The sequence below is a fragment of the Streptomyces sp. NPDC051173 genome (genome assembly GCF_040689515.1).
Taxonomy (GTDB): Bacteria; Actinomycetota; Actinomycetes; order Streptomycetales; family Streptomycetaceae; genus Streptomyces.
This window is the reverse complement of the sequence record NZ_JBFBBD010000072.1, coordinates 1-22,560: the sequence shown is the minus strand read 5'-3', so window position 1 is coordinate 22,560 and position 22,560 is coordinate 1. Positions and strand designations below refer to the sequence as shown.

At 72.4% G+C, this 22,560-nt stretch carries 20 protein-coding genes; 16 read left to right on the top strand and 4 right to left on the bottom strand.

Annotated elements, in window-relative coordinates; genetic code table 11:
- Position 1: 1 nt before the first annotated feature.
- The 14 genes from AB0435_RS27950 to AB0435_RS27885 all read left to right on the top strand — a co-directional run bounded on the left by AB0435_RS27950 (position 2) and on the right by AB0435_RS27885 (position 16,998).
- Positions 2–4,090: an amino acid adenylation domain-containing protein gene (locus AB0435_RS27950; RefSeq protein WP_366428225.1), complete on the top strand. Its 4,089-nt coding sequence runs from the start codon at positions 2–4 to the stop codon at positions 4,088–4,090.
- A gap of 103 nt (positions 4,091–4,193) precedes the next feature.
- Positions 4,194–5,357, top strand: coding sequence for an acyl-CoA dehydrogenase family protein (locus AB0435_RS27945; RefSeq protein WP_366007200.1), 1,164 nt, complete (start codon positions 4,194–4,196; stop codon positions 5,355–5,357).
- A 154-nt stretch (positions 5,358–5,511) separates the two neighbouring features.
- Complete coding sequence (locus tag AB0435_RS27940) at positions 5,512–6,672, top strand: acyl-CoA dehydrogenase (RefSeq protein ID WP_366007199.1); 1,161 nt, start codon at positions 5,512–5,514, stop codon at positions 6,670–6,672.
- Between the two features lie 36 nt (positions 6,673–6,708).
- Positions 6,709–7,542, top strand: a complete 834-nt coding sequence (locus tag AB0435_RS27935; protein ID WP_366007198.1) for an AzlC family ABC transporter permease — start codon at positions 6,709–6,711, stop codon at positions 7,540–7,542.
- A complete protein-coding gene (locus AB0435_RS27930) occupies positions 7,543–7,860 on the top strand; it encodes an AzlD domain-containing protein (protein ID WP_366007197.1) in 318 nt (105 codons plus the stop codon).
- Between the two features lie 224 nt (positions 7,861–8,084).
- Positions 8,085–9,338: a hypothetical protein gene (locus AB0435_RS27925; RefSeq protein ID WP_366007196.1), complete on the top strand. Its 1,254-nt coding sequence runs from the start codon at positions 8,085–8,087 to the stop codon at positions 9,336–9,338.
- Between the two features lie 103 nt (positions 9,339–9,441).
- Complete coding sequence (locus AB0435_RS27920; protein ID WP_366428232.1) at positions 9,442–10,302, top strand: AraC family transcriptional regulator; 861 nt, start codon at positions 9,442–9,444, stop codon at positions 10,300–10,302.
- A 149-nt stretch (positions 10,303–10,451) separates the two neighbouring features.
- On the top strand, positions 10,452–10,970 hold the full coding sequence (locus AB0435_RS27915) for a hypothetical protein (RefSeq protein ID WP_366428224.1): 519 nt from the start codon (positions 10,452–10,454) through the stop codon (positions 10,968–10,970).
- A 112-nt stretch (positions 10,971–11,082) separates the two neighbouring features.
- The gene (locus AB0435_RS27910; RefSeq protein ID WP_366007194.1) at positions 11,083–11,919 is read left to right on the top strand and encodes a DUF4097 family beta strand repeat-containing protein; all 837 of its coding nucleotides are present in this window, start codon (positions 11,083–11,085) and stop codon (positions 11,917–11,919) included.
- Between the two features lie 65 nt (positions 11,920–11,984).
- Positions 11,985–12,932, top strand: a complete 948-nt coding sequence (locus AB0435_RS27905) for an ATP-binding cassette domain-containing protein (RefSeq protein ID WP_366007192.1) — start codon at positions 11,985–11,987, stop codon at positions 12,930–12,932.
- Positions 12,929–13,714, top strand: coding sequence for an ABC transporter permease (locus tag AB0435_RS27900; protein WP_366428223.1), 786 nt, complete (start codon positions 12,929–12,931; stop codon positions 13,712–13,714). The genes AB0435_RS27905 and AB0435_RS27900 overlap by 4 nt, the downstream gene beginning before the upstream one ends.
- Positions 13,715–13,795: 81 nt before the next feature.
- Entirely contained in the window at positions 13,796–14,653 is an 858-nt protein-coding gene (locus AB0435_RS27895) for a metallophosphoesterase (protein WP_366007212.1), read from the top strand.
- Positions 14,650–15,366, top strand: coding sequence for a 4'-phosphopantetheinyl transferase superfamily protein (locus AB0435_RS27890; RefSeq protein ID WP_366007189.1), 717 nt, complete (start codon positions 14,650–14,652; stop codon positions 15,364–15,366). Before AB0435_RS27895 ends, AB0435_RS27890 begins: the two co-directional genes overlap by 4 nt.
- 732 nt (positions 15,367–16,098) lie before the next feature.
- A complete protein-coding gene (locus tag AB0435_RS27885; protein ID WP_366008470.1) occupies positions 16,099–16,998 on the top strand; it encodes a LysR family transcriptional regulator in 900 nt (299 codons plus the stop codon).
- Here AB0435_RS27885 and AB0435_RS27880 read toward each other — a convergent pair.
- Genes AB0435_RS27880 through AB0435_RS27865 form a run of 4 tightly spaced genes read right to left on the bottom strand, consistent with a single transcriptional unit; the run spans position 16,900 to position 19,839 of the window.
- Positions 16,900–18,003 (bottom strand): serine hydrolase domain-containing protein, encoded by a 1,104-nt coding sequence (locus tag AB0435_RS27880; RefSeq protein ID WP_366008468.1) that lies wholly within the window; start codon positions 18,001–18,003, stop codon positions 16,900–16,902. The genes AB0435_RS27885 and AB0435_RS27880 overlap by 99 nt on opposite strands.
- Positions 18,000–18,917, bottom strand: a complete 918-nt coding sequence (locus AB0435_RS27875; protein WP_366008467.1) for a hypothetical protein — start codon at positions 18,915–18,917, stop codon at positions 18,000–18,002. Before AB0435_RS27875 ends, AB0435_RS27880 begins: the two co-directional genes overlap by 4 nt.
- On the bottom strand, positions 18,914–19,657 hold the full coding sequence (locus tag AB0435_RS27870; protein WP_366008466.1) for a hypothetical protein: 744 nt from the start codon (positions 19,655–19,657) through the stop codon (positions 18,914–18,916). Before AB0435_RS27870 ends, AB0435_RS27875 begins: the two co-directional genes overlap by 4 nt.
- Entirely contained in the window at positions 19,654–19,839 is a 186-nt protein-coding gene (locus tag AB0435_RS27865) for a hypothetical protein (RefSeq protein ID WP_366008465.1), read from the bottom strand. Before AB0435_RS27865 ends, AB0435_RS27870 begins: the two co-directional genes overlap by 4 nt.
- Before the next feature lie 339 nt (positions 19,840–20,178).
- Here AB0435_RS27865 and AB0435_RS27860 point away from each other — a divergent pair, with 339 nt between their 5' ends.
- Together AB0435_RS27860 and AB0435_RS27855 are read left to right on the top strand one after the other, a co-directional pair.
- Positions 20,179–21,387, top strand: a complete 1,209-nt coding sequence (locus tag AB0435_RS27860) for a cytochrome P450 (RefSeq protein WP_366008464.1) — start codon at positions 20,179–20,181, stop codon at positions 21,385–21,387.
- Between the two features lie 10 nt (positions 21,388–21,397).
- Positions 21,398–22,560: type III polyketide synthase (locus tag AB0435_RS27855; RefSeq protein WP_366428222.1), on the top strand; the 1,163-nt coding region annotated here is incomplete at its 3' end.

Here is a 22,560-nt window from a genome sequence, read left to right as displayed (position 1 = left end):
CATGGCTGACACAGAGCGAGGCACGGCGGGACAGGGTCTCTCCGACGTCAAGCGCAAGCTGCTGGAGATGAAGCTGCGGCAGAAGCGCGCGGAGAAGGCCGAGCGCGACCGGATCGTCGCGGTGGGCCGGGACGGCAAGCTCGCCGTCTCCGAGCAGCAGCGCTACCTCTGGTTCCTCCACCAGGTCGCGCCGAAACTCCCGGTGTACAACGTGCCGTTCGCCCTGCGGCTGCGCGGCGAGCTCGACACCGCGGCGCTCACGGCCGCACTGGGCGCCCTGGTCGCCCGGCACGAGAGCCTGCGCACCCGCTTCGGCAGCGAGCGCGGCGTGCCCTTCCAGGCGGTGACCGAACCGGCCGCCTGGCCGCTGCCGGTCACCGGCGTCGAGGACGGCGACGACCGCGAGGAGCGGCTGCGGCGGCTGGTCGACGAGGAGGCCGGACGCCCCTTCGACCTGGAGACGGGACCGGTCTTCCGCACGTCGCTCTTCCGCGTCGCCGCCGACGACCACGTCCTGCTGCTCGTCATGCACCACATCGTCACCGACGGCTGGTCCGTCGGCCGGGTGACCGAGGAGCTCGCCGCGCTCTACGAGGCGGAGCGCACCGGCACCCCGGCGACACTGCCGGAACTCCCCGTGCAGCCCGCCGACTTCGCCGCCTGGCAGCAGCGCTGGCTCACCAGCGACGCGCTCACCGAGCAGGTCGCCTACTGGCGGAAGGCACTCGACGGCCTGCCGACCGTGGACTTCCCCGCCGACCGGGCCCGCCCCGCGCAGCCCACCTGGGCCGGGGCCGTCCTGGAACGCGACCTCCCGGCGGAGCTCGGCGAGCGGCTGCGCGCGTTCGCCGGCGAACAGCGCGCCTCGCTGCTGTCGGTGATGCTGTCCGCCTTCGCCGTCGTCCTCGGCCGCTACACCGGCCAGGCGGAGCTGTCCCTCGGCTCCGTCTTCAGCGGCCGCACCCGGCCCGAGACCGACCCGCTCGTCGGCTTCTTCGCCAACACCCTCGTGCTGCGCCCGGACCTCACGGGCAACCCCACCTTCACCGAGCTGGTCGCCCGCTCCAACCGCGGTGTCCTCGGCGCCCTGGAGCACCAGGACGTGCCCTTCGGCACCCTCGTGCAGGAGCTGCGCCCGGAGCGCGACCCCAGCCGCAACCCGCTCTTCCAGATCAGCTTCACGCTGCTCACCGGGACGATCGTGGGCACCTTCGCGTTCGGCGGCCTGGAGGTCGAGGAACTGCCCGTGCAGCAGGGCAGCTCACGCTTCGACCTCGCCTTCCAGGTCGTCGACCGGCCGGGCAGCGACCTGGGCATCTGGATCGAGTTCGCCACCGACCTCTTCGAGCGCGACCGCATGGAGCGGCTCGTCGAGCACTTCCACAGCGTGCTCGCGCAGGCCGTCGCCGCGCCGGACACCCGCGTCGACGGCTTCGAGGTGCTGCCCGCGCACGAGCGGGACCGCGTGCTGCGCGAGTGGAACCCCGCGCCGCGCACCCGGCCCACGGAAGGCACGCTGCTGCACGAGCTCGTGGCCCGGCACGCCGCCGAGCGGCCCGGCGCCGTCGCCATGCGCTTCGAGGGCGAGCAGCTCGACCACGGCGAGCTCGACGCCCGCGCCAACCGGCTCGCGCACCTGCTGCGCGAGCGCTGGGGCACCGGACCCGACCAGGTCGTCGGCGTCCTCCTCGACCGGGGCCTGGACCTCCCGGTCGCCCAGCTGGCGATCCTCAAGGCCGGTGGCGCCTGGCTGCCGATCGACCCGCAGTACCCCGCCGACCGCATCGCCCACCAGCTCGCCGACGCGGGCGTCCGCACCGTGCTCACCAGCAAGGACCTGAGCCACCTGGTGACCGGCCCGGTCGACCACTGGTGCATGGAGGACGCCGCCGGGGAGCTCGCGGAACTGCCCGCCGAGGCACCGGTCACAGGCGTCCGCCCCGACCACCTCGCGTACGTCATCTACACCTCCGGCTCCACCGGCAAGCCCAAGGGCGTGCTGATCTCCCACCGGGCGGCGGTGGGCTTCGTGGAGGGCGTCCGCGAACTGTTCCGCATCACCCCGGACGACCGGCTGCTCCAGTTCGCCAACCCCGCCTTCGACGTCAGCGTCTTCGACTTCTACGCGGCACTCGGCTCCGGCGCGGCCGTCATCGGCGCCCCGCGCGAGCGACTGCTCAACCCGGACGCGCTCCAGGAGCTGATGCGCGCGGAGCGGGTGACCGTCGCCGACGTGCCCCCGGCCGTGCTTCGGCTGCTCGACCCGGCGCCGCTCACCGACCTGCGGGTGCTCTTCGTGGGCCTGGAGGCGTTCCCCGCGGAGCTCGTCAACCGCTGGAGCGCGCCCGGCCGGGACTTCCACAACGGCTACGGCCCGACCGAGGCCACCGTCGCCTGCGTCGACTACCTCTGCCCGCCCGAGGGCCTCACCGCCGCGCCGCCGATCGGCCGCGCCATGGCGGGCCATCGGGCGTACGTCCTGGACGCCGCCTTCCGGCCGGTGCCGGTCGGTGTGCCGGGCGAGCTCTACGTGGCCGGCACCGGGCTGGCACGCGGCTATCTGGGCCGCCCCGACCTCACCGCGGAACGGTTCCTGCCGGACCCCTTCGCGCAGACGCCGGGCGAGCGGATGTACCGCACCGGCGACGTGGTCCGCTGGCGGCCCGACGGCAATCTGGAGTTCCTCGGCCGCGCCGACCGCCAGGTGAAGATCCGCGGCCTGCGCATCGAACTGGGCGAGGTCGAGCACGCGCTCACCGGCCTGCCCGCCGTGCGCCAGGGCGTCGTCGTGGTGCAGGACCAGGGCACCCCGCACGCCCGCCTGGCCGCCTATGTGGTGCCCGAGCCGGACGGCGCGCCCGGACTCGACGGCGAGCGCGTCCGCCAGGACGTCGCCGACCGGCTGCCGCTGCACATGGTGCCCGCGGTCGTCGTCCTCCTGGACGCCCTGCCGCTCACCGCCAACGGCAAGGTCGACCAGAAGCGGCTCCCGCTGCCCGAGGCGCGGGGCGAGCAGGGGCACACGCCGCCCGCGACGCCCACCGAGCACAAGCTCGCCGCCCTGTGGACCGGCCTGCTCGGCGTCGACGGCGACCGCCTCAGCGTGCACGACAGCTTCTTCGGCCTCGGCGGCAACTCGCTGAACCTGATCCGCCTGACCACCGCCGTCAAGCAGGAGTTCGGCGTCACCCTGGAGGTGCGCCGCCTCTACCTCGCGCCGACCGTGCGGGGCATCGCGGCGCTGATCGACGAGCACACCGCCCCCGCCGCCGAGGGCCCGGACATCCTCGTGCCCCTCAACCCCGAGGGCACGCGCCCGGCATTCTTCTGCGTCCACCCGGCGGGCGGCGCCGCGGTGCCCTACATCCCGCTGGCCCGGCTGCTCGGCGACGACCAGCCGTTCCACGGCCTGGAGGCGCCCGGCCTGCACGGCGGGCCGACACCGGACACGCTGGCGGAGTTCGCCGCGCTGTACGTCGCGGCCGTCCGCGAGGTCCAGCCGGAGGGCCCGTACCACCTGGGCGGCTGGTCCGTCGGCGGTGCCGTCGCGGCCGAGATGGCCGCACAACTGCGGGACGCCGGGCAGGAGATCGGCGCGCTGGTCCTCTTCGACACCGCCACCCCGGGCGAGGGCTCGGGCGCCGACGGGGGCGCGCCGGACCACGCCGAGCGCCTGGCCTCCTTCGTCCACGACCTGGCCCACCTGCGCGAGCGGCCGGTGCCCGACGTCGGCCTCGCGCACCTGCGCGCGCTCACCGAGGATGAGCGGACGGACCACGTGGTGCGCCTGCTGGAGGACAGCGGACTGGTCCCCGAAGGCGTGCGGGACGAACTGCGCGCCCGCATCGCGGTGTTCCTGGCGACCACCGAGGCCGTACGCACCCACGCGCCGCGCCCCGTCGACGCCCGGATCACCCTCCTCGGCGCGGCCGAGGAGGACAACGTCCCGGTCGCCCTGTGGCGCGAGCTGGCCGGGCGCGGCGCCGACCACGTCGAGGTCCCCGGCACCCACTACACGATGCTCCAGCCGCCCCACGTCGAGGAGCTGGCCCGCGCGGTGCGGCGGGCGCTCGACGCGGCGGCGGGCTGAGCGGAGCGGTTTCCGGGCGGCCGGTCAGGCAGTCCGTTGGGCAAGGCGTCGATCAGGGCGTCGCGCAGTCTTCAAGCAGCCTTCAAACAGGAGGAGTGGAACGGTGGAGTTGGAGCCGACGGCACAGCAGCGGGAGTTCCGCGAACGGATCTGCGCGCTGCTGTGCTCGGAGGAGGTCCGTGCCGAGGTCGCGGCGGTCCGCGGCGCGCGCGGTGTGGAGCCGGGGCTGCTCGACGTCTACCGCAGGCTGGGTGAGCGCGGCTGGCTCGCGGTCAACTGGCCGGAGGAGTACGGCGGGCTGGGCGGCACCATCCAGGACAAGGCGATCCTCACGGAGGAGCTCATCGCCCACGGTGTGCCCGACATCGTGCACACGCTGAGCATCGACATCGTCGGTCTCGCCCTGATGATGTACGGCACGGACAGCCAGAAGCGCAGGCTCCTGCCGAGGATCGCGCGGGGCGAGGGCGCCGCGAGCATCCTCTTCAGCGAGCCGGCCGTCGGCTCCGACCTGGCGTCGCTCGGGACCCGGGCCGAGCCGGACGGCGACGGCTGGCGGATCCACGGGCGCAAGGTCTACAGCATGAAGTCGCACCTCGCCGACTTCGCGCTGTGCGCGGCCCGCACGAGTGAGTCCGAGGTGAAGTACCACGGCATCACGCTGTTCGTCGTGCCGCTGAAGACCCCGGGCGTCCTGGTGGACCCGCTGTGGAACCTCGGTGACGAGCGGTTCGGGGACGTCACCCTCACCGGCATCAGGGTCACCGAGGACGACGTCGTCGGCGAGGTCGACGGCGGCTGGGAAGTCATCAACAGCGTCCTCGGACTGGAGCGCACGGGCGTCGAGTTCGAGGCCAAGGCGTGCCGCTGGTTCGACGTGCTACTGCGGCACGCGGCCGACACCGGGCTGCTCGACCACCCGGTGCACGGGCCGCGGCTGGTGGAGCTCGACTCCTGGGTGCGGGCCGCCCGGCTGCTCGCCTGGCGGTCGGTCACCGAGCTCGGCGAGGACGCGAGCGACGACGTGCACAACGCCATGTCGAAGCTGATCACTTCGGAGGTCGCCCAGGACGTGGCACAGGCCCAGCTGGACCTCACGGGTCTGGACGGCGTGCTCGCCCGGCACGACGAGGGAGCGGTGACGGAGGGCACGGAGGGCGTGGCCGAGGCGGCCTACCGCGAAGCGGTGGGCCTCACGCTGGCGTCGGGCACGTCGGAGGTCATGCGCTCACTGATCGCGTCGACGGGGCTGGGGCTGCTGGCGTGACTCCCGCGTCCGCATCAGCCGCACGAAGCCCGTCCGGCGGCTGAGGGCGACGCGGCAGAGCCGTGTCGCGGGGTCTGGGGCGGAGCCCCAGGTCGGGAAGGGGCGGGGGAGGGGAACGAACCCCGCCGGCCAGAACGTACGGAGGACCACCCACATGAAGATCACCCTTGCCCCGGAGCAGCGCACCCTGCGCGAGACGCTCGCCGAGTTCCTCGACGAAGAGCTCACCCCCCTGGTACGCCGTATGGCGGACCGCTCCCCGTACGCGAGCGCCGAGGACGACCCCGACGTCCGCGCCATGATCCACCAGGCGCTCACCGACCTGGGGCTGCCCGCCCTGTCGCTCCCGGCGGCGCTGGGCGGCAGTGAGCGCCCCCAGGAAGCCTGGGCGGCCGCCGCCGAGCTCCTGGGCGCCGCCCTCTACCAGGGGCCGCTGCTGGACACGGTGACGGCCTCCGAGCTCCTGGCGCGTACGGTCGCGGGCGGTGCGCGTGACGAGCTCCTGCCCGCCGTCGCCGGGGGCACCCGCATCGTGCCGGCGGCGCGTGAGCGCGGCACCGGCACCACCGCCGTCCCGGCCCCGCTGACCGTCGGCCAGGACCGGAAGACGATCAGCGGCACCCGGACCTTCGTCGGCTTCGTGCCGGAGGCGGACCACCTCCTGGTGATCGGCCACGAGGGGAGCACGGTGCGCGCCGCGCTCGTACGGCCGGACGCGCCGGGGGTGACCGCCCGGCGGCACGAGGAGCTGGGGCGGGGCGAGCTGTACGCGGTCTCCTTCGACGGCGCCCCGGTGGACAGTTGGCTGGAAACAGACGCCGGTTCCACCCTCGCGGAGGACTGGCGGACGGTGCTCGACGCCGCTCGCGTCCGGCAGGCCGCCTACCTCGTCGGTCTCGGCCAGGGCGCGCTCGACCTGGCGGTCTCCTACGCGAAGTCCCGCAAGCAGTTCGGGAAGCCCCTTGGCCACCAACAGGTGATCGCGCTGCGGCTGGCCGACCTCACCGCCCGCCTGGACGCCGTACGGCTCGTCGTCCGGGCCGCGGCGTGGGCCGTGGACCGGCGCACGGGCCCGGCCCGCCTGGAGGCGGCGCAGGCGCTGGCCATGGCGGCCGAAACCGCGCGGAAGACCACCGCGGAGGTCATGCAGGTGCACGGTGCGTACGGGATGACGGAAGACAGCGACGCTCAACTGTTCTATCGTCGCGCCGCGGTGGAATCTCTCCGCCTGGGTTCACCCGCCGAGCTGCGCGGCGAGGTGGTCCCGTTGCTCAAGGACCGACTGACCGACCAGGGGCATTCGCAGTCCGCATAAATTCCCCGGGTGGCTATGTGGAGGGAGGTGGACCCGTTGGACGAGCCCGTAGGCAGCGGGACCAAGGAGTCCGGTGCGACGGACGAACGCGTCGGCACGCGTGAGCCGGTGGCGGCCGGGGCCGGCGGCGGGGACACCGGGGCCGGGGGTGAGGGCACGCACCGCGCCGAGTTCTGGGCGGGCGCGCGGGCCATGACCCCGTTCATGATCGGCGCGTTTCCCATGGGCATCATCGCCGGGGCCGCCGGGATCGCCGGGGGCATCGGCTGGGCGGGAACCGTCGCCATGGCCGCGGCCGTCAACTCCGGCACCGCGATGCTGGCCGGCCAGCAGTTGCTCCGCGACGGGGTGGGCTGGCCGATCATCCTCCTCACCACCCTGGTGCTGAGCCTGCGGATGATGATCTACGCGATCATGCTCCGGCCGCACATGCGCGACCTGCCGCAGCGCTGGCGCGCGCTGCTGGCCTTCGGGCTGGTCGACGCGGTCTTCTTCGTCGTCGTCGACAAGTTCAAGACGCTGACCGGCATCCGGGACCGGCAGTGGTACTTCCTCGGCGCGTCCATGGCGATGTTCGCCAACTGGATCACGTCCCTCGTCCTGGGCATGATCCTCGGCTCGGCCGTACCGGACATCGCCCACCAGGGCCTCGAGTTCCCCATGACGGCGATCTTCATCGCCATGATGGCGGGGGCGATGGTCAACTGGAAGGTGTGGGCCGCGGTGCTCGGCGCCGGAGCGCTCGCCCTGGCCGCGCACCCCCTGCCGTACAACCTCGGACTCGTCGTCGCCACGCTCGGCGGCGCGGCGATCGGCGCGGGCTGCGACACCTGGGAGAAGAAGCGCGCGAAGCCCACGGAGGTGGCCTGAGTGTTCCTGACCCTGCTCATCATCGGCATGGCCGCCTGCGCCTTCGCGACGCGCTACCTGCCCATCGTGCTGTTCCAGGACCGCGAACTGCCGGACGCGGTGAAGACCGCCCTCAACTACGTGCCGGGAGCGGTGCTCGCGGCCCTGGTCTTCCCCGAGGTCGTCACGCCCATGTACGAGGGCGGCGGGGAGTGGGCGGTCCCGACGCTGATCGGCGGCGTGGTCACCCTGATCGCGGGCCGCCTGCTCAAGAACTTCCTCGCGGTGGCGGCGATCGGCGTGGTGACGTTCTTCGTCCTGCGGCAACTGCTCGGCTAGGGCCTGTCCGGCGGATCTTTGCCAGTCTGCGGGCCGGTTGCCTCCTGCGGCGGGGACGCCCTTGGGGGTCCCCCCCCCGGACGGAGTCTGGGGGAGGTAGCTGGGGGAGCTTGGGGACACCGCCGCGCGGCCGTGTCCTCCCGGGCCGGACGGGCCGAATCGCGCACCCGCACCAGCCACATCCACAGGACACAGCAGCCACCTCCCACCCGAAGGGCAAGCTCATGCCGCCGCGCCTCGCCGTCGTCCACGACAACGGCTCCGTGACCCCGCTCCAGCTCGCCGCGGCCGCCACCGGCCACTGCGAACTCGTCCTTCTCTGCGATCCGTCCGTGCCCGCCGTCGCCAAGGACCTCCCGCTGCTACGGGAGATCGGCACCGTCGTGGAATTCGACGCCGGGGCACCCCTGGCCGAGGCCACGGTCCGGCGGCTGGAAGCCCTCGGCCCGGCCGGGATCACGACCTTCGGCGACCGCGTGCTGGAAGCCACCGCCGCGCTCGCCGAGCACCTGGGCCTCACGTTCCACTCCCCGGCCACGGCCGCCGCCCTGGCCGACAAGCATCTCCAGCGCGTCACTCTCGCAGCGGCGGGAGTGCCCGCGCTGCCCCGCTTCGCCGCCGTCTCCGCGCGCGAGGACGCCGCCGCGGCCGCGGCCGCCGTGGGCGCCCCGGCCGTCGTCAAACCGCGACAGGGGGCGGGCAGCCGCAACACCGTCCTCGCGCGGACCGTGGCGGAGTGCGTCCGCACGGTGGGGGAGCTGCTGGCCTCCGGTGAGAGCGAGTTGGTGCTGGAGGAGTACCTCGTCGGGGACCCGGCCGTCGCGGGCCCGCGGTGGGGCGACTACGTCTCGGTGGAGTCGGTGGCCGTGGGCGGCCGTATCGTCCAGGTGGGCATCACGGGCAAGCCGCCTCTGCTGGAGCCCTTCCGCGAGACCGGCGCCTTCTTCCCCAGCAACGTCGACGCCGCCACGGCCGCCCGGCTCACCGAGGCCACCGGGCAAGCGCTGCGCGCGCTGGGGGTGACGTCCGGCATCGCCCACACCGAGTTCAAGCTCACCGCCGACGGCCCGCGCCTGATCGAGGTCAACGGCAGGCTGGGCGGTTTCATCGACGACACCGTCGGCCGGGCGACGGGCTTCCCGATGCTCCGTACGGCCCTCGACTGCGCCCTGGGACGGCTCCCCGCGGATCTCACCGCACCGGCACACCAACGCGTCGCCTTCCAGCGCTTCTTCGCCCCGCCGCTCGACGCCCGCGCGATCGCCTCCATGACGGGCGTCAAGGAGACGAAGGCCCTGCCGGGCGTCCGGCGCGTCGAGGTCGTCCGCCGCCCCGGCCAGTCGGTCGACTGGCGTGAGGGCACCCAGGCGTTCGCCGCCATCGTCTACGGTGAGGCCCCCGACCACGAGGCGCTGGCGGCACTCTTCGACGCGATCGACAAGACGCTGGTGGTGACGTACGACCGGGGCTCCGGCTGACGCACCGCAGGCGGTGCCACCCGACAGGAACGGGCACAGGATGTCGGGTGCGGCGGGCCGCGGTTTTTCTAGCGTGAAGGTCGCAAGAGAGAAGGAGACCGGAGTGCTGGAACAGCTCAACCGAGCCCTGGAGCACATCGAGGGCCGCCTCGACCAGCGGGTCGACACGGAAGAGCTGGCGCGGCTCGCGATGACGTCGGAGTACCACTTCCGCCGGATGTTCTCCGCACTGGCGGGGATGCCGCTGTCGGAGTACGTACGGCGCCGGCGGCTGACCGTCGCGGGCGCGGAAGTGCTCGCGGGGGAGCGGACGTTGCTGGAGATCGCGGTGCGGTACGGCTACACCTCGGGTGAGGCGTTCGCCCGCGCGTTCCGTGCCATGCACGGCGTCGGGCCCGGCGAGGCCCGCCGCACGGGAGCGGCGCTGCACTCACAGCCCCGGATGTCCTTCCGGCTCGTCGTCGAAGGAAGCAGCAGCATGCGATACCGGATTGTGGAAAAAGAAGAGTTCCGTGCGGTCGGCAGGAAGGCCCGCGTGCCTCTTGTGTACGAGGGCGTGAACCCGGCCATCGCCGCGTTCATCAAGGGCATCGACAAGGAGACGCAGCAGCGCATCCACCGCCTCTCCGACCAGCAGCCGGAAGGCATCGTCTCGATCAGCGACCACATATCCGAGAACCGGGAGGAGGGATCCGAATTCGACTACTACCACGCCGCGGTGACGGCCGCGCCCGTGCCCGAGGACATGGACGTGCTCACCGTCCCGGCGGGCACGTGGGCCGTCTTCGAGGACTCCGGCCCGTTCCCGCAGTCGCTCCAGTACATGTGGCGCGACGTGTTCACGCAGTGGTTCCCCTCCAACCCGTACCGGAGCCGGCGGGGGCCCGAGATCCTGCGCACGCGGCTGTCGCGGGAGGCGACGTGGGCGGACGTGGAGCTGTGGATCCCGGTGGAGCGCGACTGAGCGCGCACCGGAGGTAGGACACACCAGACGGGCACCGTGCCTGCCGGCCAGGCAGGCACGGTGCCCGTCTGCGTTGCGGAACGGCCGGTGCCACAAATTGGTGCCATGATGGCTTCCAAGTGGCACCATTGATGTGCCATAGTGGTGCCATGGACCTCACTCCCTACGTCGACAATCTCCGGAACGAGCTCGCCGTCGCCGCGGACGCCGGTGGTGAGGAAGCCCGCGCCCTCGCCGACCGGCTCACCACGCCCCTGGAGTCCGCCGCCAGGCTCATGCTGCTGAACGCGCTGTCCGCCGCGATGGCGGAGGTCACCGGCGATCTCGCGCCCGGCTCGGTCGACGTACGGCTGCGCGGCCTCGATCCGGAGTTCGTGGTCACGGCCCCGCCCGCGCACGGGCCGTACGAGCGGACCGGCGAGCCGGAGGCCGCACCCGTGCCGGCCGTGGTCCCGGAGGGGGACGACGGCGCCACCGCACGGATCAACTTCCGTCTCCCCGCGCACCTGAAGGCGAAGGCCGAGGAAGCCGCGGGCAAGGATGGCCTCTCGGTCAACGCCTGGCTGGTACGGGCCGTGGCCACCGCGCTGGAGCCGGGCGGGAGGGCCCGCCCCGCCGCCCGCGGCCGCGCCATCGGCGGGCAGGGATACACGGGCTGGGTCCGGTAGCGGGACCGGCGCGGAGCACCACCTCTCGCACCTCTCAACACCCCCGCGAGCCGCGGGGATCAGCACCCCGCCGACCGCGGGGACGGACACGAGCCACGAGGACGGGACAGCCATGCCAACTTTCGACACACCGGACCCCATCTCCGTCATCCTCGAATTCGACGTCGGCACCGCCCGGTTCGTCGCGGGCAAGCGCACGGACACCGTTGTCGAGGTGCTGCCGGCCAACTCCGCCAAGAGCGACGACGTACGGGCCGCGCAGCAGACCAAAATCACCTTCGCCGACGGCAAGTTGGCCGTGAAGGGCCCCAGGAAGCGCTCCGTGTTCGGCAGGAGCGGTTCGGTCGAGGTGACCGTCGAGTTGCCGGCCGCCTCGGACCTCCAGGGCTTCGCGCCCATGGCGGACTTCATCTGCGAGGGTCTCTTCGGGGACTGCCGGCTCAAGACCTCGCTCGGCGACATCCAGGTCGGCCAGGCGGCCACCGCCCACCTGAGGACCAGCCACGGTGACATCCGCGTGGCCCGCGTGGCGGGCGACGCCGACATCGTGGGAGCGGGGCGGATCGAGATCGGCGAGATCGCCGGCGCGGCGACGGTCAAGAACGGCAACGGCGACACGGAGATCGGCGAGATCACCGGCGACCTGGTGACGCGCTCGGCCAACGGCGCCGTCTCGGTCGGCGTCGCACACGGGTCGGTCGAGGCCAAGTCCGCCAACGGCACCATCCGCGTCGGCGAGGTGGCACGCGGGCAGATCACGCTCCAGGGCGCCACCGGCGACCTCGAGATCGGCATCCGGCATTCCACCGCCGCCTGGCTGGACGTGAGCACCGGCGTCGGCACCGTGCGCAACTCCCTCGGCCCGGCCGACGGCCCCGAGGACGGCGAGGAGACCGTCGAGGTGCACGCCCGCACCGCGGTCGGCGACATCGTGATCCACCGCTCCTGACCACCCGGCGCGCTCTCCCCGGGGGTCGCTCCCGGCCCCCTTCCCTCAGAAGGGACCCGACCGCCATGACGCCTCCTGCGGCGATCACCGCCACGGGACTGGTGAAGTCCTACGGCGACAAAAAGGTGCTCGACGGCATCGGTCTGAGCATCGCCGAGGGCACGGTCTTCGCCCTCCTCGGCCCCAACGGCGCGGGCAAGACCACCACCGTGCAGATCCTCTCCACGCTCATCCCCGCCGACGCCGGCGAGGCGTACGTCGCGGGACACCACCTGACCCGCGAAGCGGACGCCGTACGCACCGCGATCGGCGTCACCGGCCAGTTCTCCGCGGTGGACAACCTGCTGACCGCCGAGGAGAACCTGGCCCTCATGGCGGACCTGCACCACCTGAACCGCCGCGAAGGGCGGCGGCGCGCCGCCGGACTGCTGCGCCGCTTCGACCTGGGCGACGTGGCGAAGAAGCCCGCGAGCACCTTCTCGGGCGGCATGCGGCGCAAGCTCGACCTCGCCATGACGCTGGTCGGCGAGCCGCGCGTCATCTTCCTCGACGAGCCGACCACCGGACTCGACCCGCGCAGCCGCCGCACGATGCGGGAGATCATCCGCGGCCTGGTCGCCGAAGAGGGCGTGACCATCTTCCTGACGACGCAGTATCTGGAGGAGGCCGACCAACTCGCCGACCGCATCGCCGTCCTGGACCACGGACGGCTGGTCGCCGAGGGCACCGCGGAAGAGCTCAAGCGCCGGATCCCCGGCGGCCACATCCAACTGAGGTTCGCCGACCGCGGCGGACTCGACGCGGCGGCCACCCGCTTCGGCGCCGGGACGCGCGACGACGAGACGCTCACCCTGCGCGTCCCCAGCGACGGCAGCGTCCTCACGCTGCGCGCCGTCCTCGACGTCCTTGAGGCCGCGTCGGTCGAGGCGGAGGCGCTCACCACGCACACCCCCGACCTCGACGACGTCTTCCTGACCCTGACCGGCAACCCCGCCGAGGAGGCGGTCCGATGACCACGATGTCCTACGCCGTCAGCGACTCGATGACGATGCTGCGGCGCAACCTCAAGCACGCCCAGCGCTACCCCGCCATGACGGTCTCGGTCGTCGCGATGCCCGTGGTCATGCTGCTGCTCTTCACCTACGTCTTCGGCGGCGCGCTCGGCAACGGCATAGGCGGCACCGCCACCGGCGGCACCGCGTACATCGACTACGTCGCCCCCGGGATTATCCTGATGGCCGCGACCTCCGGTGCCCTGGCCACCGCGGTCGGCGTGTCCGTCGACATGACCGAGGGCATCGTCAACCGCTTCCGCACGATGGCGATCTCCCGCGCGTCGTTCCTGACCGGGCACGTCGTCGGCAGCGTGATCCAGACCCTGGTCAGCATCGCGGCCGTCATCGGTGTCGCGCTGCTCATGGGCTTCCGCCCCGGCGCGGGGCCGGCCGAGTGGGCCGCCGCCGTCGGCCTGCTCACGCTGCTCACCTTCGCGCTCACCTGGCTGGCGGCCGCGATAGGCCTGGTCGCCAGGAACCCCGAGACGGCCAGCAACATCCCCCTGCCGTTCCAGTTCCTGCCCTTCGTGGGCAGCGCCATCGTCCCGCCGGAGTCCATGCCCACGGGGCTGCGCTGGTTCGCCGAGTACCAGCCGTACACGCCGGTCATCGAGACACTGCGCGGCCTGCTGATGGGCACGTCCATAGGCAGCAGCGGGATCGCGGCCGTCGCGTGGTGCCTCGGTCTGACGGCGGCCGGCTACTGGTGGGCACGCTCGGCGTTCCGTCGGGTCAAGTGACCCGCAGGGGTGGAAAGGACCGTGAATGCTTCCTTCCGGACGGATGATCGATTAGTTTCGGTGACCGGGGAGGACATCACGGTGCCCAACGGAAGTTTGCTCGCGGTCAGTGACCTGCACGTCGTCTACAAGGACAATCGCTCTCTCGTCGAACAGCTGCGGCCGAGAACCGACGGCGACTGGCTGATCGTCGCCGGTGACGTCGCCGAGAAATACGCCGACATCGAGTGGGCCCTGGGCCTCCTCGCCGACCGCTTCGCCAAGGTCGTCTGGGCGCCGGGGAACCACGAGCTGTGGACCCACCCCAAGGACCCCGTCGACCTGCGCGGCGAGAAGCGCTATCTGCACCTCGTGGAGCTGTGCCGGAGCCTGGGCATCGCCACCCCGGAGGATCCCTATCCGGTCTGGCGGGGCGAGGGCGGCCCCGTGGCCGTGGCCCCGCTCTTCGTGCTCTACGACTACTCCTTCCGCGTGCCCGGCGCCGACACCAAGGAGGAGTCGCTGCGCCGGGCGTACGAGGCGGGAGTGGTCTGCGCCGACGAGCACTTCCTGCACCCGGACCCCTATCCGGGCCGCGACGACTGGTGCCGGGCGCGCGTGACGTACACGGAGGGCAGGCTCGCCGCCGTCGACCCCGCCCACCGGACCGTCCTCGTCAACCACTGGCCGCTGCTCCGGCACCCCACCGAGATCCTGCGCTACCCCGACTTCGCCCAGTGGTGCGGCACCGAGCTGACCGCCGACTGGCACCGGAGGTTCCGCGCGGCGGCCGTGGTCTACGGCCACCTGCACATCCCCCGCGTCACCTGGCACGACGGAGTCCGCTTCGAGGAGGTCTCGGTCGGCTACCCCCGCGAGTGGCGCCCCCGCCCCCCGCGCGAACCCCTGCGGCAGATCCTGCCCCGGCCGGCCGACGAGCAGCGAGGAGCAGCCCGGTGATCGAGCGCATCCTGCCTTCCACGACGGTCGCGGAGGAGGACTTCGGCCCGCTGCCGGCCGACGTGGCCCACCTCCTCCTCCCCGAGGAGGCCGCCCACGTGGTGCGCGCGGTGCCGAAGCGGAAGGGCGAGTTCGCGACCGTACGGGTCTGCGCGCGCAAGGCCCTCGGACAGCTCGGCCTGGCACCGGTGCCCCTGCTCCCCAACCGGCGGGGCGCCCCCGGCTGGCCCGCCGGTGTCGTCGGCAGTATGACGCACTGCGAGGGCTACCGCGCGGCGGTCGTGGCGCGCGCGGCCGACGCGGTGTCCATAGGCATCGACGCCGAACCGGACGCTCCGCTGCCCGACGGTGTGCTCGACGCGATATCCCTCCCGGCCGAGCGGTCGCAATTGGCGGAGCTGGCCGCGCGGCGGCCCGAGGTGTCCTGGGACCGGATGCTCTTCAGCGCCAAGGAGAGCGTCTTCAAGACGTGGTATCCGCTCACCGCGAAGGAACTCGACTTCAGTGAGGCGGAGTTGTCCTTCGACGTGCCCGCGGGCACGTTCTCGGCCCGCTTGCTGGTGCCAGGGCCGGTGGTCGAGGGCCACCGCCTGGACGGCTTCACGGGCCGCTGGCTGGCGGCGGAGGGGCTGGTCGTGACGGCGATCGCCTTGATGGCGGGTTCGCGGACCCCGGAGGGCGGGCTCAGCGAGTCTTCGGTGCGGTTGGCTTAGTACGGCTTTTGGGTGCGGGTCGGTTGGCGCCTGCGGCGGGCTTTCCCCCACCCCGCCCCTTCCCGAAACTGGGGGCAAGCCCCCAGACCCCCGAACCGAGCGTTGGCTACGGTCCGCGCCATTCAGCCCGTCCGGCGTTTGAGGACACGCGGCGCAGCCGCGTTGGGGTCCGGGGTCTCCCCGGTTTCGGGAAGGGGCGGGGTAGGGGAACAAGCCCGCCGCAGGCGCAAACAACCCGCACCCGGCAACAAGGCACCCGCAAAAGCGAGTTAAGGCAACCCCCACCCGCGTGAACTCGATCACCTCCGCCGTCGCCCCATGGCGTGGGCCACCACCCCCATGGAAAGGTTTTCCACAGGGCCGCCGATTCCAAGTCCGTGCGGAGACAGCGCGCCCGGCGACGCGCCGACGTCGAGTCGACGACCGGCACAGCGACGGAGAGACAGTGACCAGGTCGAAGCGATTGTCCGTCCTCGTGGGCGCCGCCGCCCTGTTCGTGGCCGTGCTCCTTGCGCTGCCCGCCGGGGTGCTCGCCGCCGAGCCGGCCCGTCCCGTGAGCGGGTGAGGTCGGCACCCGGGTCCGGCTGATGTCCTCGTCGGCCCCGCGCATGCTCGGGGTGAACGGCCGAGCCCAGGTTGCCGCCGTCGCCCCCGATCATGTCGCCGTGTCAGCCGCCCAGTCAATCCTAAGAGTTGCCCCTACAGATCCAAGAAAACGCTTAGGGTCGAACCATGACCCTCGACGACCTGAAGGTGTTCGTCATGGTGTGTGAGGCCCGCAACCTCAGCGCCGTGGCCCGGGAGATGAACTGCACGCAGTCCGCGGTGAGCCAGCACGTGCGCCGCCTGGAGAAGGAGGTGGGCCTCCCGCTGATGGAGCGCCGGCCGCGTGGCGTCGTGCCCACGCCGGCCGGCCGGATCCTCCGGCGCGCCGCCTCGGACAGCCTCACCGCGCTGTCCGAGGGCCTGCGGCTGCTCGACGAACTGCGTACGGGCCACGGGGGCGGGGTCGTCATCGCCACCGGCGCCACCACGATCCGCAACTTCCTCGGCCCGGCCATCAAGGACTTCAGCCGCGCGTTCCCGGAGGTGGGCCTGGAATTCCACACCGAGCGCTCCAGCGGCCGCTGCCTGGACGTGCTGCGGGCCGGTTCCGTCGACCTGGCCTGGGTGACGATCACTCCCGGAGGGGACGTCCAGGGCGTCGAGCAGCGGCCGGTCGTCAGCCTCGACTGGGTGCTGGCCGTACGGCCCGACGACCCGCTCGCGCGGGAGACCGCGCTCCGCGCCGAGGACCTGGCCCGGACCCGGCTCATCCGGCCGCCCGCCGGGACGAGTTCGGGCCGGCAGGTGGAGCACTATCTGGGCGAACACGGCCTCCCGGCGCGCGCGACCACGACGCGGGCCACCGACTGGGACACCGCGCTGCTCCTCGCCGAGCTCGGTCTCGGGCACGCGCTGATACCCGCGGTGCCGGGGCTGTTCGGCCAGGCCGGTGACGGCGTGCGGCTGATCCCCGTCAGCGGCATCCCGTCACTGGACGTGGGCTGGGCCGCCCGGCAGTGGTCGGCCCTCTCGCCCTCCGCCCGGGAGTTCGCGGAGACGGTCGCCCGGCACGTCGCCGATTCCTGACCCGTCCAGGGCGCACAGCGTCCCGTACGCGGCCTGCACGAACGGCGCGAGCGGGGTCGGTGACGTGTCGGCCAGGGCCGCGATCGCGCAGCCGGAGCGGGGCAGGAATCCGGCGAAGGCGCTGAACCCCCGTGTGCCACCGGAGTGATGGAGCAGCGGCCGGCCGCCGCGCGGCCGCAGGTTCCACACGAGGCAGACGCGGTGGCCCGTGCGGGGCAGGGCCAGCCGGGGGCGCTGCACGTCGGCCAGCGCGGTCCGGAGGCTGGGTGGCAGGCCGGTCAGGCCGGGGGGCCCGGCGCGTTCGGGGTCGAGCAGGGCCAGCAGGCAGCGGAGCAGGTCGCGGGCGCTGGAGCGGAGGGCGCCGGCGGCCGGCAGTCCGGGGACGAGCCAGGGCGGCCGGGGCCTGCCGTGCCAGTGGCCGGTCGCCTGGGGGCGGTACGGGTCGCAGTCGGTGTCGGACAGGCCGAGCGGCGCGAGGACGCGCTCGGCGAGGAGGCCCGCGTAGTCGCCGCCCGCGGCGCGGGCCAGGACGTGACCCAGCAGCCCCACACCGTAGTTGGAGTAGCGCACCCGGGTGCCGGGGCTGTGGTGCAGCCGGGTGCGGGGGAGCGCGGCCATCAGGTCGGCGGGGGTGAAGGCGGCGTACGGATTGCTGAACCAGGCGGCGCGGGCCTCCCGGCCGATCAGCCCCGGGGGCAGCCGGGGCAGCCCCGAGGTGTGGGTGGCCAGGTGCAGCAGGGTGATCGCCGGGCCCGGTACGGCGCGTGGGAGATAGCGGTCCAGGGGGTCGTCGTAGCGCACTTCCCCACGGGCCACGAGCTCGGCGAGCAGCAGGGCGGTGAACGTCTTGGTCAGGGAGCCGACTTCGAAGCGCGTTCCGGGTTCGGCGGGTCCCCGGCACAGCAGTACGCATTCCTCGCCGCGCACCGCCGCGACGGCCACGGCACGGGCGCCGTCGGCGGCGCCCAGCAGGGGCGTGAGAGCGCGATCGAGCGCCTCGCTCACGGCTCGCGCGCCGCGCGGGCGAGCGCGATGGAGCCCGCGACGGCGGTGACCACCACGGTGTGCTGGTGGTCCTTGAACCGCTGGTGGGGGTCGTCGTCCACGGGATCGGCGTCCCGGGGCACGAAACCGTCCTCGTGCTGGAGTGCGGCGATGGCTTCCCAGTCCGAGGGCTCGCAGTAGGGCTCGTCCAGGGAGGCGCCGACGATGAGCAGCTCCGTGACCAGGTCCCACTGTCCGACCTCGCGCCAGATGTCGATCCACACCGGCAGCCAGGTCCGTACGTACGCGGTGAGTTCCGGCGGCAGGCCGTGCGGGCGGCCGCCCCAGTCGGTGAGGTGGAAGACCGTGTGGGTCATCGAGTAGGCGGTGATCCAGTTGATCGCCCAGGGCTCCGGCGCGGCGCCCAGCCAGGTGGCGCGGGCGAGCGCGGCCCAGTCGGCGTCGTGGTCGAGCCCGGCGACGCGGGCGGCGTTGGCGACGGCGAGCCGGCGGTTGGGCAGCAGTTCGACGCCGGCCACCGAGCGCAGCCGGGCGTGGTGGGCCAGCAGCCGGTCGAGGTCGGCGTGGCGGTAGCCGCAGCGGACGAAGGGCGCGTACATCTCCAGCGGGTCCGTCATCAGGGTGTGCCGGAGCTGGCGTTCGTAGATCAGGTCGCCCTCGCGCAGCTGCTGCCAGGTGAAGTCCATCAGGGCCTGGGCGGCGACCAGTTGGCCCGCGCCCGCGACGCCGTCGCGCAGCAGGATGGACGCGGCGAGGGTGGTCTCGCCGAGGGGTTTGTAGACGCTGTCGGGATCGGCGATCGTCTCCGTGGTGCCTTCCGGGAGGGCGCCGTGCGCGCGGTTGGCGTGCAGCCAGGAAAGGGCCCGGTCCGCCATGCTGCGGGCCGCCGTGGCCACCGCTTCCGGAACCGTCATGTCCGTACCTCCTGCGTGCCCTGGTGGTGCCGCCCTTCGAGCAGGTGGCGCGCGACGGCCAGGTCCAGGGCCGTCCGCGGGCTCTCGCCGCCCAGCAGCCGTACGTGTTCGAGCGCGAGCAGCGGTTCCAGCGGGAGGGGCACGCCCTCGTGGGCGAGCCACGCCAGCCAGCGGATGAGGCGCACCGCCGTGGGGAAGTCGCGGCGCAGGACGGAGCGGGTGACGCCCCGGCTCAAGGGGAGGGCCGCGCCGCGCGCGGCCTCGTGCACCGGCCCGTCGAGGCCGGGGGTGGCCAGCGTCGCCAGCTGGGCCATGCGCACGGACCAGCGCTGCCAGTCCGCGGTGTCGGCGAGCGCCGCGTCGCCCTCGGGCTGCGCGGCGTCCACGCGCCAGGTGCCGCTCCCGCCGAGGCGGGCCAGCAGCTGCGCCGTCGCCCAGTCGCGCCAGGCGGCGGTCCGTTCGTCCACGGGGGCCGAGGGCCCCGTGCCCGGCAGCGGGAACGCCTCGAAGGAGCGGGCCACGGCGGCCGCGTCCTCGGCGTGGAAGGCCGCGTCGGCCAGGACGTACGGGGAGAAGGTGTCCGCACCGATCACCCGGATCGCGGCGAGGGCCGCCAGAGCGTCGGGGGCGCTGTCGATGTGGCGGGCAACGAGCGCCGTGCCCTTGGCGCCCCGCAGGGCACCAAGGACACGGATCGCCAGATCATCGGCCGCCGCGGCGAAATCCGCCCGGGAGCTCACTTGCCCTTCGGCTCCTTCGGCTCCTTGGGGGACAGGAGGAGCAGCGCGAGCAGCCAGCCCGCCGCTTCGGGTGCGGGGAGTGGCGGATCACTGACCGTGGCCTCGGGTTCCACCATCAGCGTGCCGATCGCGGCGGCCTCGGACGGGGTTGCGACGAGTCGGAGCGTTTCTTGAGCGAGCATCATCGTCTCCTTGCAGTGAAATGTCATCACTTGTCCAGTGATGCCGGATTCGACTGTAAAAGCATCCGTGGGCATCCGCAGCTCGAGAGCAACCGGAAGAGGCAAATGGGGGACCGGGTGGGGTGCGCCCCGGAACCCAGTCATTGCAGGCAAAAAGGGAAGCGGCGAAGTAAAGGTGAAAAAGATGGTGGAGAGGGGGATGTTGCCGGTGATTCCCTGAGAAATCCATCGTCCGGGTGAATCGCGGGGGCTTGTGTGTGGCGTGCTTGCCATTGCGGCATGGTCTGAAAATAGGCTGGCGCGCCATCGGCGGGGCCCTGGGCAAATGGGAGTGCTGCGATGACCACTTCGGACTCCGTGCGAAGCTGTCCCTTCCGACACGACGAGGCTCTGGAGCCGGACCCCTTCATGACGCGGATGCGGACGGAGGCTCCCGTCGTCCGGGTCCGGATGCCCTACGGCGAGGGCCGGTGCTGGCTGGTCACGAGCTACGACCACGTGCAGACGGTCACCTCGGACAGACGCTTCAGCCGGGCCGCGCTGGTCGGGATGGACTTCCCGCGGATCACCCCGGCGCCCATCGTCCAGGCCGAGGCGATCAACGTCATGGACCCTCCCGACCTCAACCGCGTGCGGAAGCTCATCGTCAAGGCGTTCACCACCAAGCAGGTGGAGGAGCTCAGACCCTGGACCCAGAAGACCGTCGACGCCCTGCTGGACGGCATGGAGGAGCACGGCGCCCCGGCCGACGTCGCCGACCACCTCGCGGGCCGGCTCCCGCTGATGACCATCTGCGAGCTGCTCGACATCCCGGAGCGGGACCGCAAGCAGCTGCGCGGCTGGGCGATGGCCATGATGTCCATGGCCGCCGCCGACAAGACCTCCGCGGCCGAGGCGAAGGCCGGCCTGCGGGCCTATTTCGGTGAGCTCGGCAAGGAGCGGCGGCGCGACCCCGGTGAGGACCTGATCAGTTCACTGGCCACCGCGCGCATCGGCGACGAGATGCTCACCGAGGACGAGCTGGCGGTGCTCGCCATGCTGCTCGTCGTCACCGGACACGACACCACCACCTACGACATCAGCAACATCATCTACACCCTGCTCACCCACCCCAAGCACCTCATGCAGTTGCAGGAGCGGCCCGAGCTCCTGCCGCAGGCCATCGAGGAGCTGCTGAGGTTCATCCCGTTCCGCCAGGGCGTGGGCATCCCACGGGTGGCCCTGGAGGACGTCGACCTCGACGACGTGACCGTCAAGGCGGGCGACACGGTCCACGTGTCGTACCTGACCGCCAACCGCGACGAGATCGTCTACGAACACCCCGACGAGCTGGACTTCGAGCGCAAGGACCCCGCGGTCCACATGGCCTTCGGATACGGCAGTCACCACTGCCTGGGTTCCCATATGGCCCGCATGGTGCTCCAGGTCTCCATCGGCACTCTGCTCAACCGTTTTCCCGAACTGCGGCTGGCCGTACCGGCGGAGGAGGTGCAGTGGAACACCGTCTCCATCTGGCGTTATCCGCTCGCCCTGCCGGTCGCCTGGTAAGGAGCGGATCATGGCAACTCTGTGCAGGCCGTCCATCGCCGTCCCCGAGCACGTCATCACCCGGGAACAAACCCTGGAGCTCGCGCGCACGCTGCACGCCGACCACCCTCAGCTGGGCCTCGCCCTGCGGCTGATCGGCAACACCGGGGTGCAGACCCGGCACCTGGTGCAGCCCATCGAGGACACCCTCAAGCACCCCGGCTTCACCGCCCGCAACGCCCGCTACGAGATCGAGGCCAAGTCCCGGGTGCCCGACGTGATCCGGCAGGCCCTGGAGCACGCCGAGCTCACCACCCGCGACATCGACCTCATCGTCTACGTCTCGTGCACCGGCTTCATGATGCCGTCGATGACCGCCTGGATCATCAACACCATGGACTTCCGGTCCGAGACCCGGCAGCTGCCCATCGCCCAGCTCGGCTGCGCCGCGGGGGGCGCGGCCATCAACCGGGCCCATGACTTCTGCCGGGCCTACCCGGCGTCGAACGTGCTGATCGTCTCCTGCGAGTTCTGCTCGCTCTGCTACCAGCCCACGGACCTAGGCGTCGGCAATCTCCTCTCCAACGGCCTCTTCGGCGACGCCCTCGCGGCGGCGGTCGTCCGGGGCGAGGGCGGCACCGGCGTCAGACTGGAGTGCAACGGCTCCCACCTGGTGCCCGACACCGAGGACTGGATCTCCTACGGCGTCCGCGACACCGGCTTCCACTTCATGCTCGACAAGCGGGTGCCCGGCACGATGGCCATGCTCGCCCCCGCCATGCGGGCCATGGCCGAGCCGTACGACTGGGACATGTCCGGCCTCGACTTCTACATCGTCCACGCGGGCGGCCCCAGGATCCTGGACGACCTCTGCACCTACCTCGACCTCCCCTCGGAGATGTTCCGCTACAGCCGCGCGACGCTCACGGAGCGGGGCAACATCGCCTCCGCGGTCATCTTCGACGCGCTGGAGCGGCTGTTCCAGGACGGCGGGGCGGAGGACGGCGCGCGGGGTGTCATCGCGGGGTTCGGCCCCGGCATCACGGCGGAGATCGCACTGGGGACGTGGTCGCGGTCGGAGGCGACGGTTTCTGTGGCGACCCGATGGCCCAGGAGCTCTCGCGCGAACTCGACGCCATACGCGCGGTGCTCGACGCCGGGCCGCCGGATCCGGGAACGGCTGCGGCGAGCGGT

Excerpts from the sequence above, each read along its gene's own strand:
- AB0435_RS27950 (WP_366428225.1), top strand. The coding sequence starts at position 2 with ATGGCTGACACAGAGCGAGGCACGGCGGGACAGGGTCTCTCCGACGTC.
- AB0435_RS27940 (WP_366007199.1), top strand. The coding sequence starts at position 5,512 with ATGAAGATCACCCTTGCCCCGGAGCAGCGCACCCTGCGCGAGACGCTC.
- AB0435_RS27925 (WP_366007196.1), top strand. The coding sequence starts at position 8,085 with ATGCCGCCGCGCCTCGCCGTCGTCCACGACAACGGCTCCGTGACCCCG.
- AB0435_RS27915 (WP_366428224.1), top strand. The coding sequence starts at position 10,452 with ATGGACCTCACTCCCTACGTCGACAATCTCCGGAACGAGCTCGCCGTC.
- AB0435_RS27910 (WP_366007194.1), top strand. The coding sequence starts at position 11,083 with ATGCCAACTTTCGACACACCGGACCCCATCTCCGTCATCCTCGAATTC.
- AB0435_RS27905 (WP_366007192.1), top strand. The coding sequence starts at position 11,985 with ATGACGCCTCCTGCGGCGATCACCGCCACGGGACTGGTGAAGTCCTAC.
- AB0435_RS27900 (WP_366428223.1), top strand. The coding sequence starts at position 12,929 with ATGACCACGATGTCCTACGCCGTCAGCGACTCGATGACGATGCTGCGG.
- AB0435_RS27885 (WP_366008470.1), top strand. The coding sequence starts at position 16,099 with ATGACCCTCGACGACCTGAAGGTGTTCGTCATGGTGTGTGAGGCCCGC.
- AB0435_RS27875 (WP_366008467.1), bottom strand. The coding sequence starts at position 18,917 with ATGACGGTTCCGGAAGCGGTGGCCACGGCGGCCCGCAGCATGGCGGAC.
- AB0435_RS27865 (WP_366008465.1), bottom strand. The coding sequence starts at position 19,839 with ATGCTCGCTCAAGAAACGCTCCGACTCGTCGCAACCCCGTCCGAGGCC.
- AB0435_RS27860 (WP_366008464.1), top strand. The coding sequence starts at position 20,179 with ATGACCACTTCGGACTCCGTGCGAAGCTGTCCCTTCCGACACGACGAG.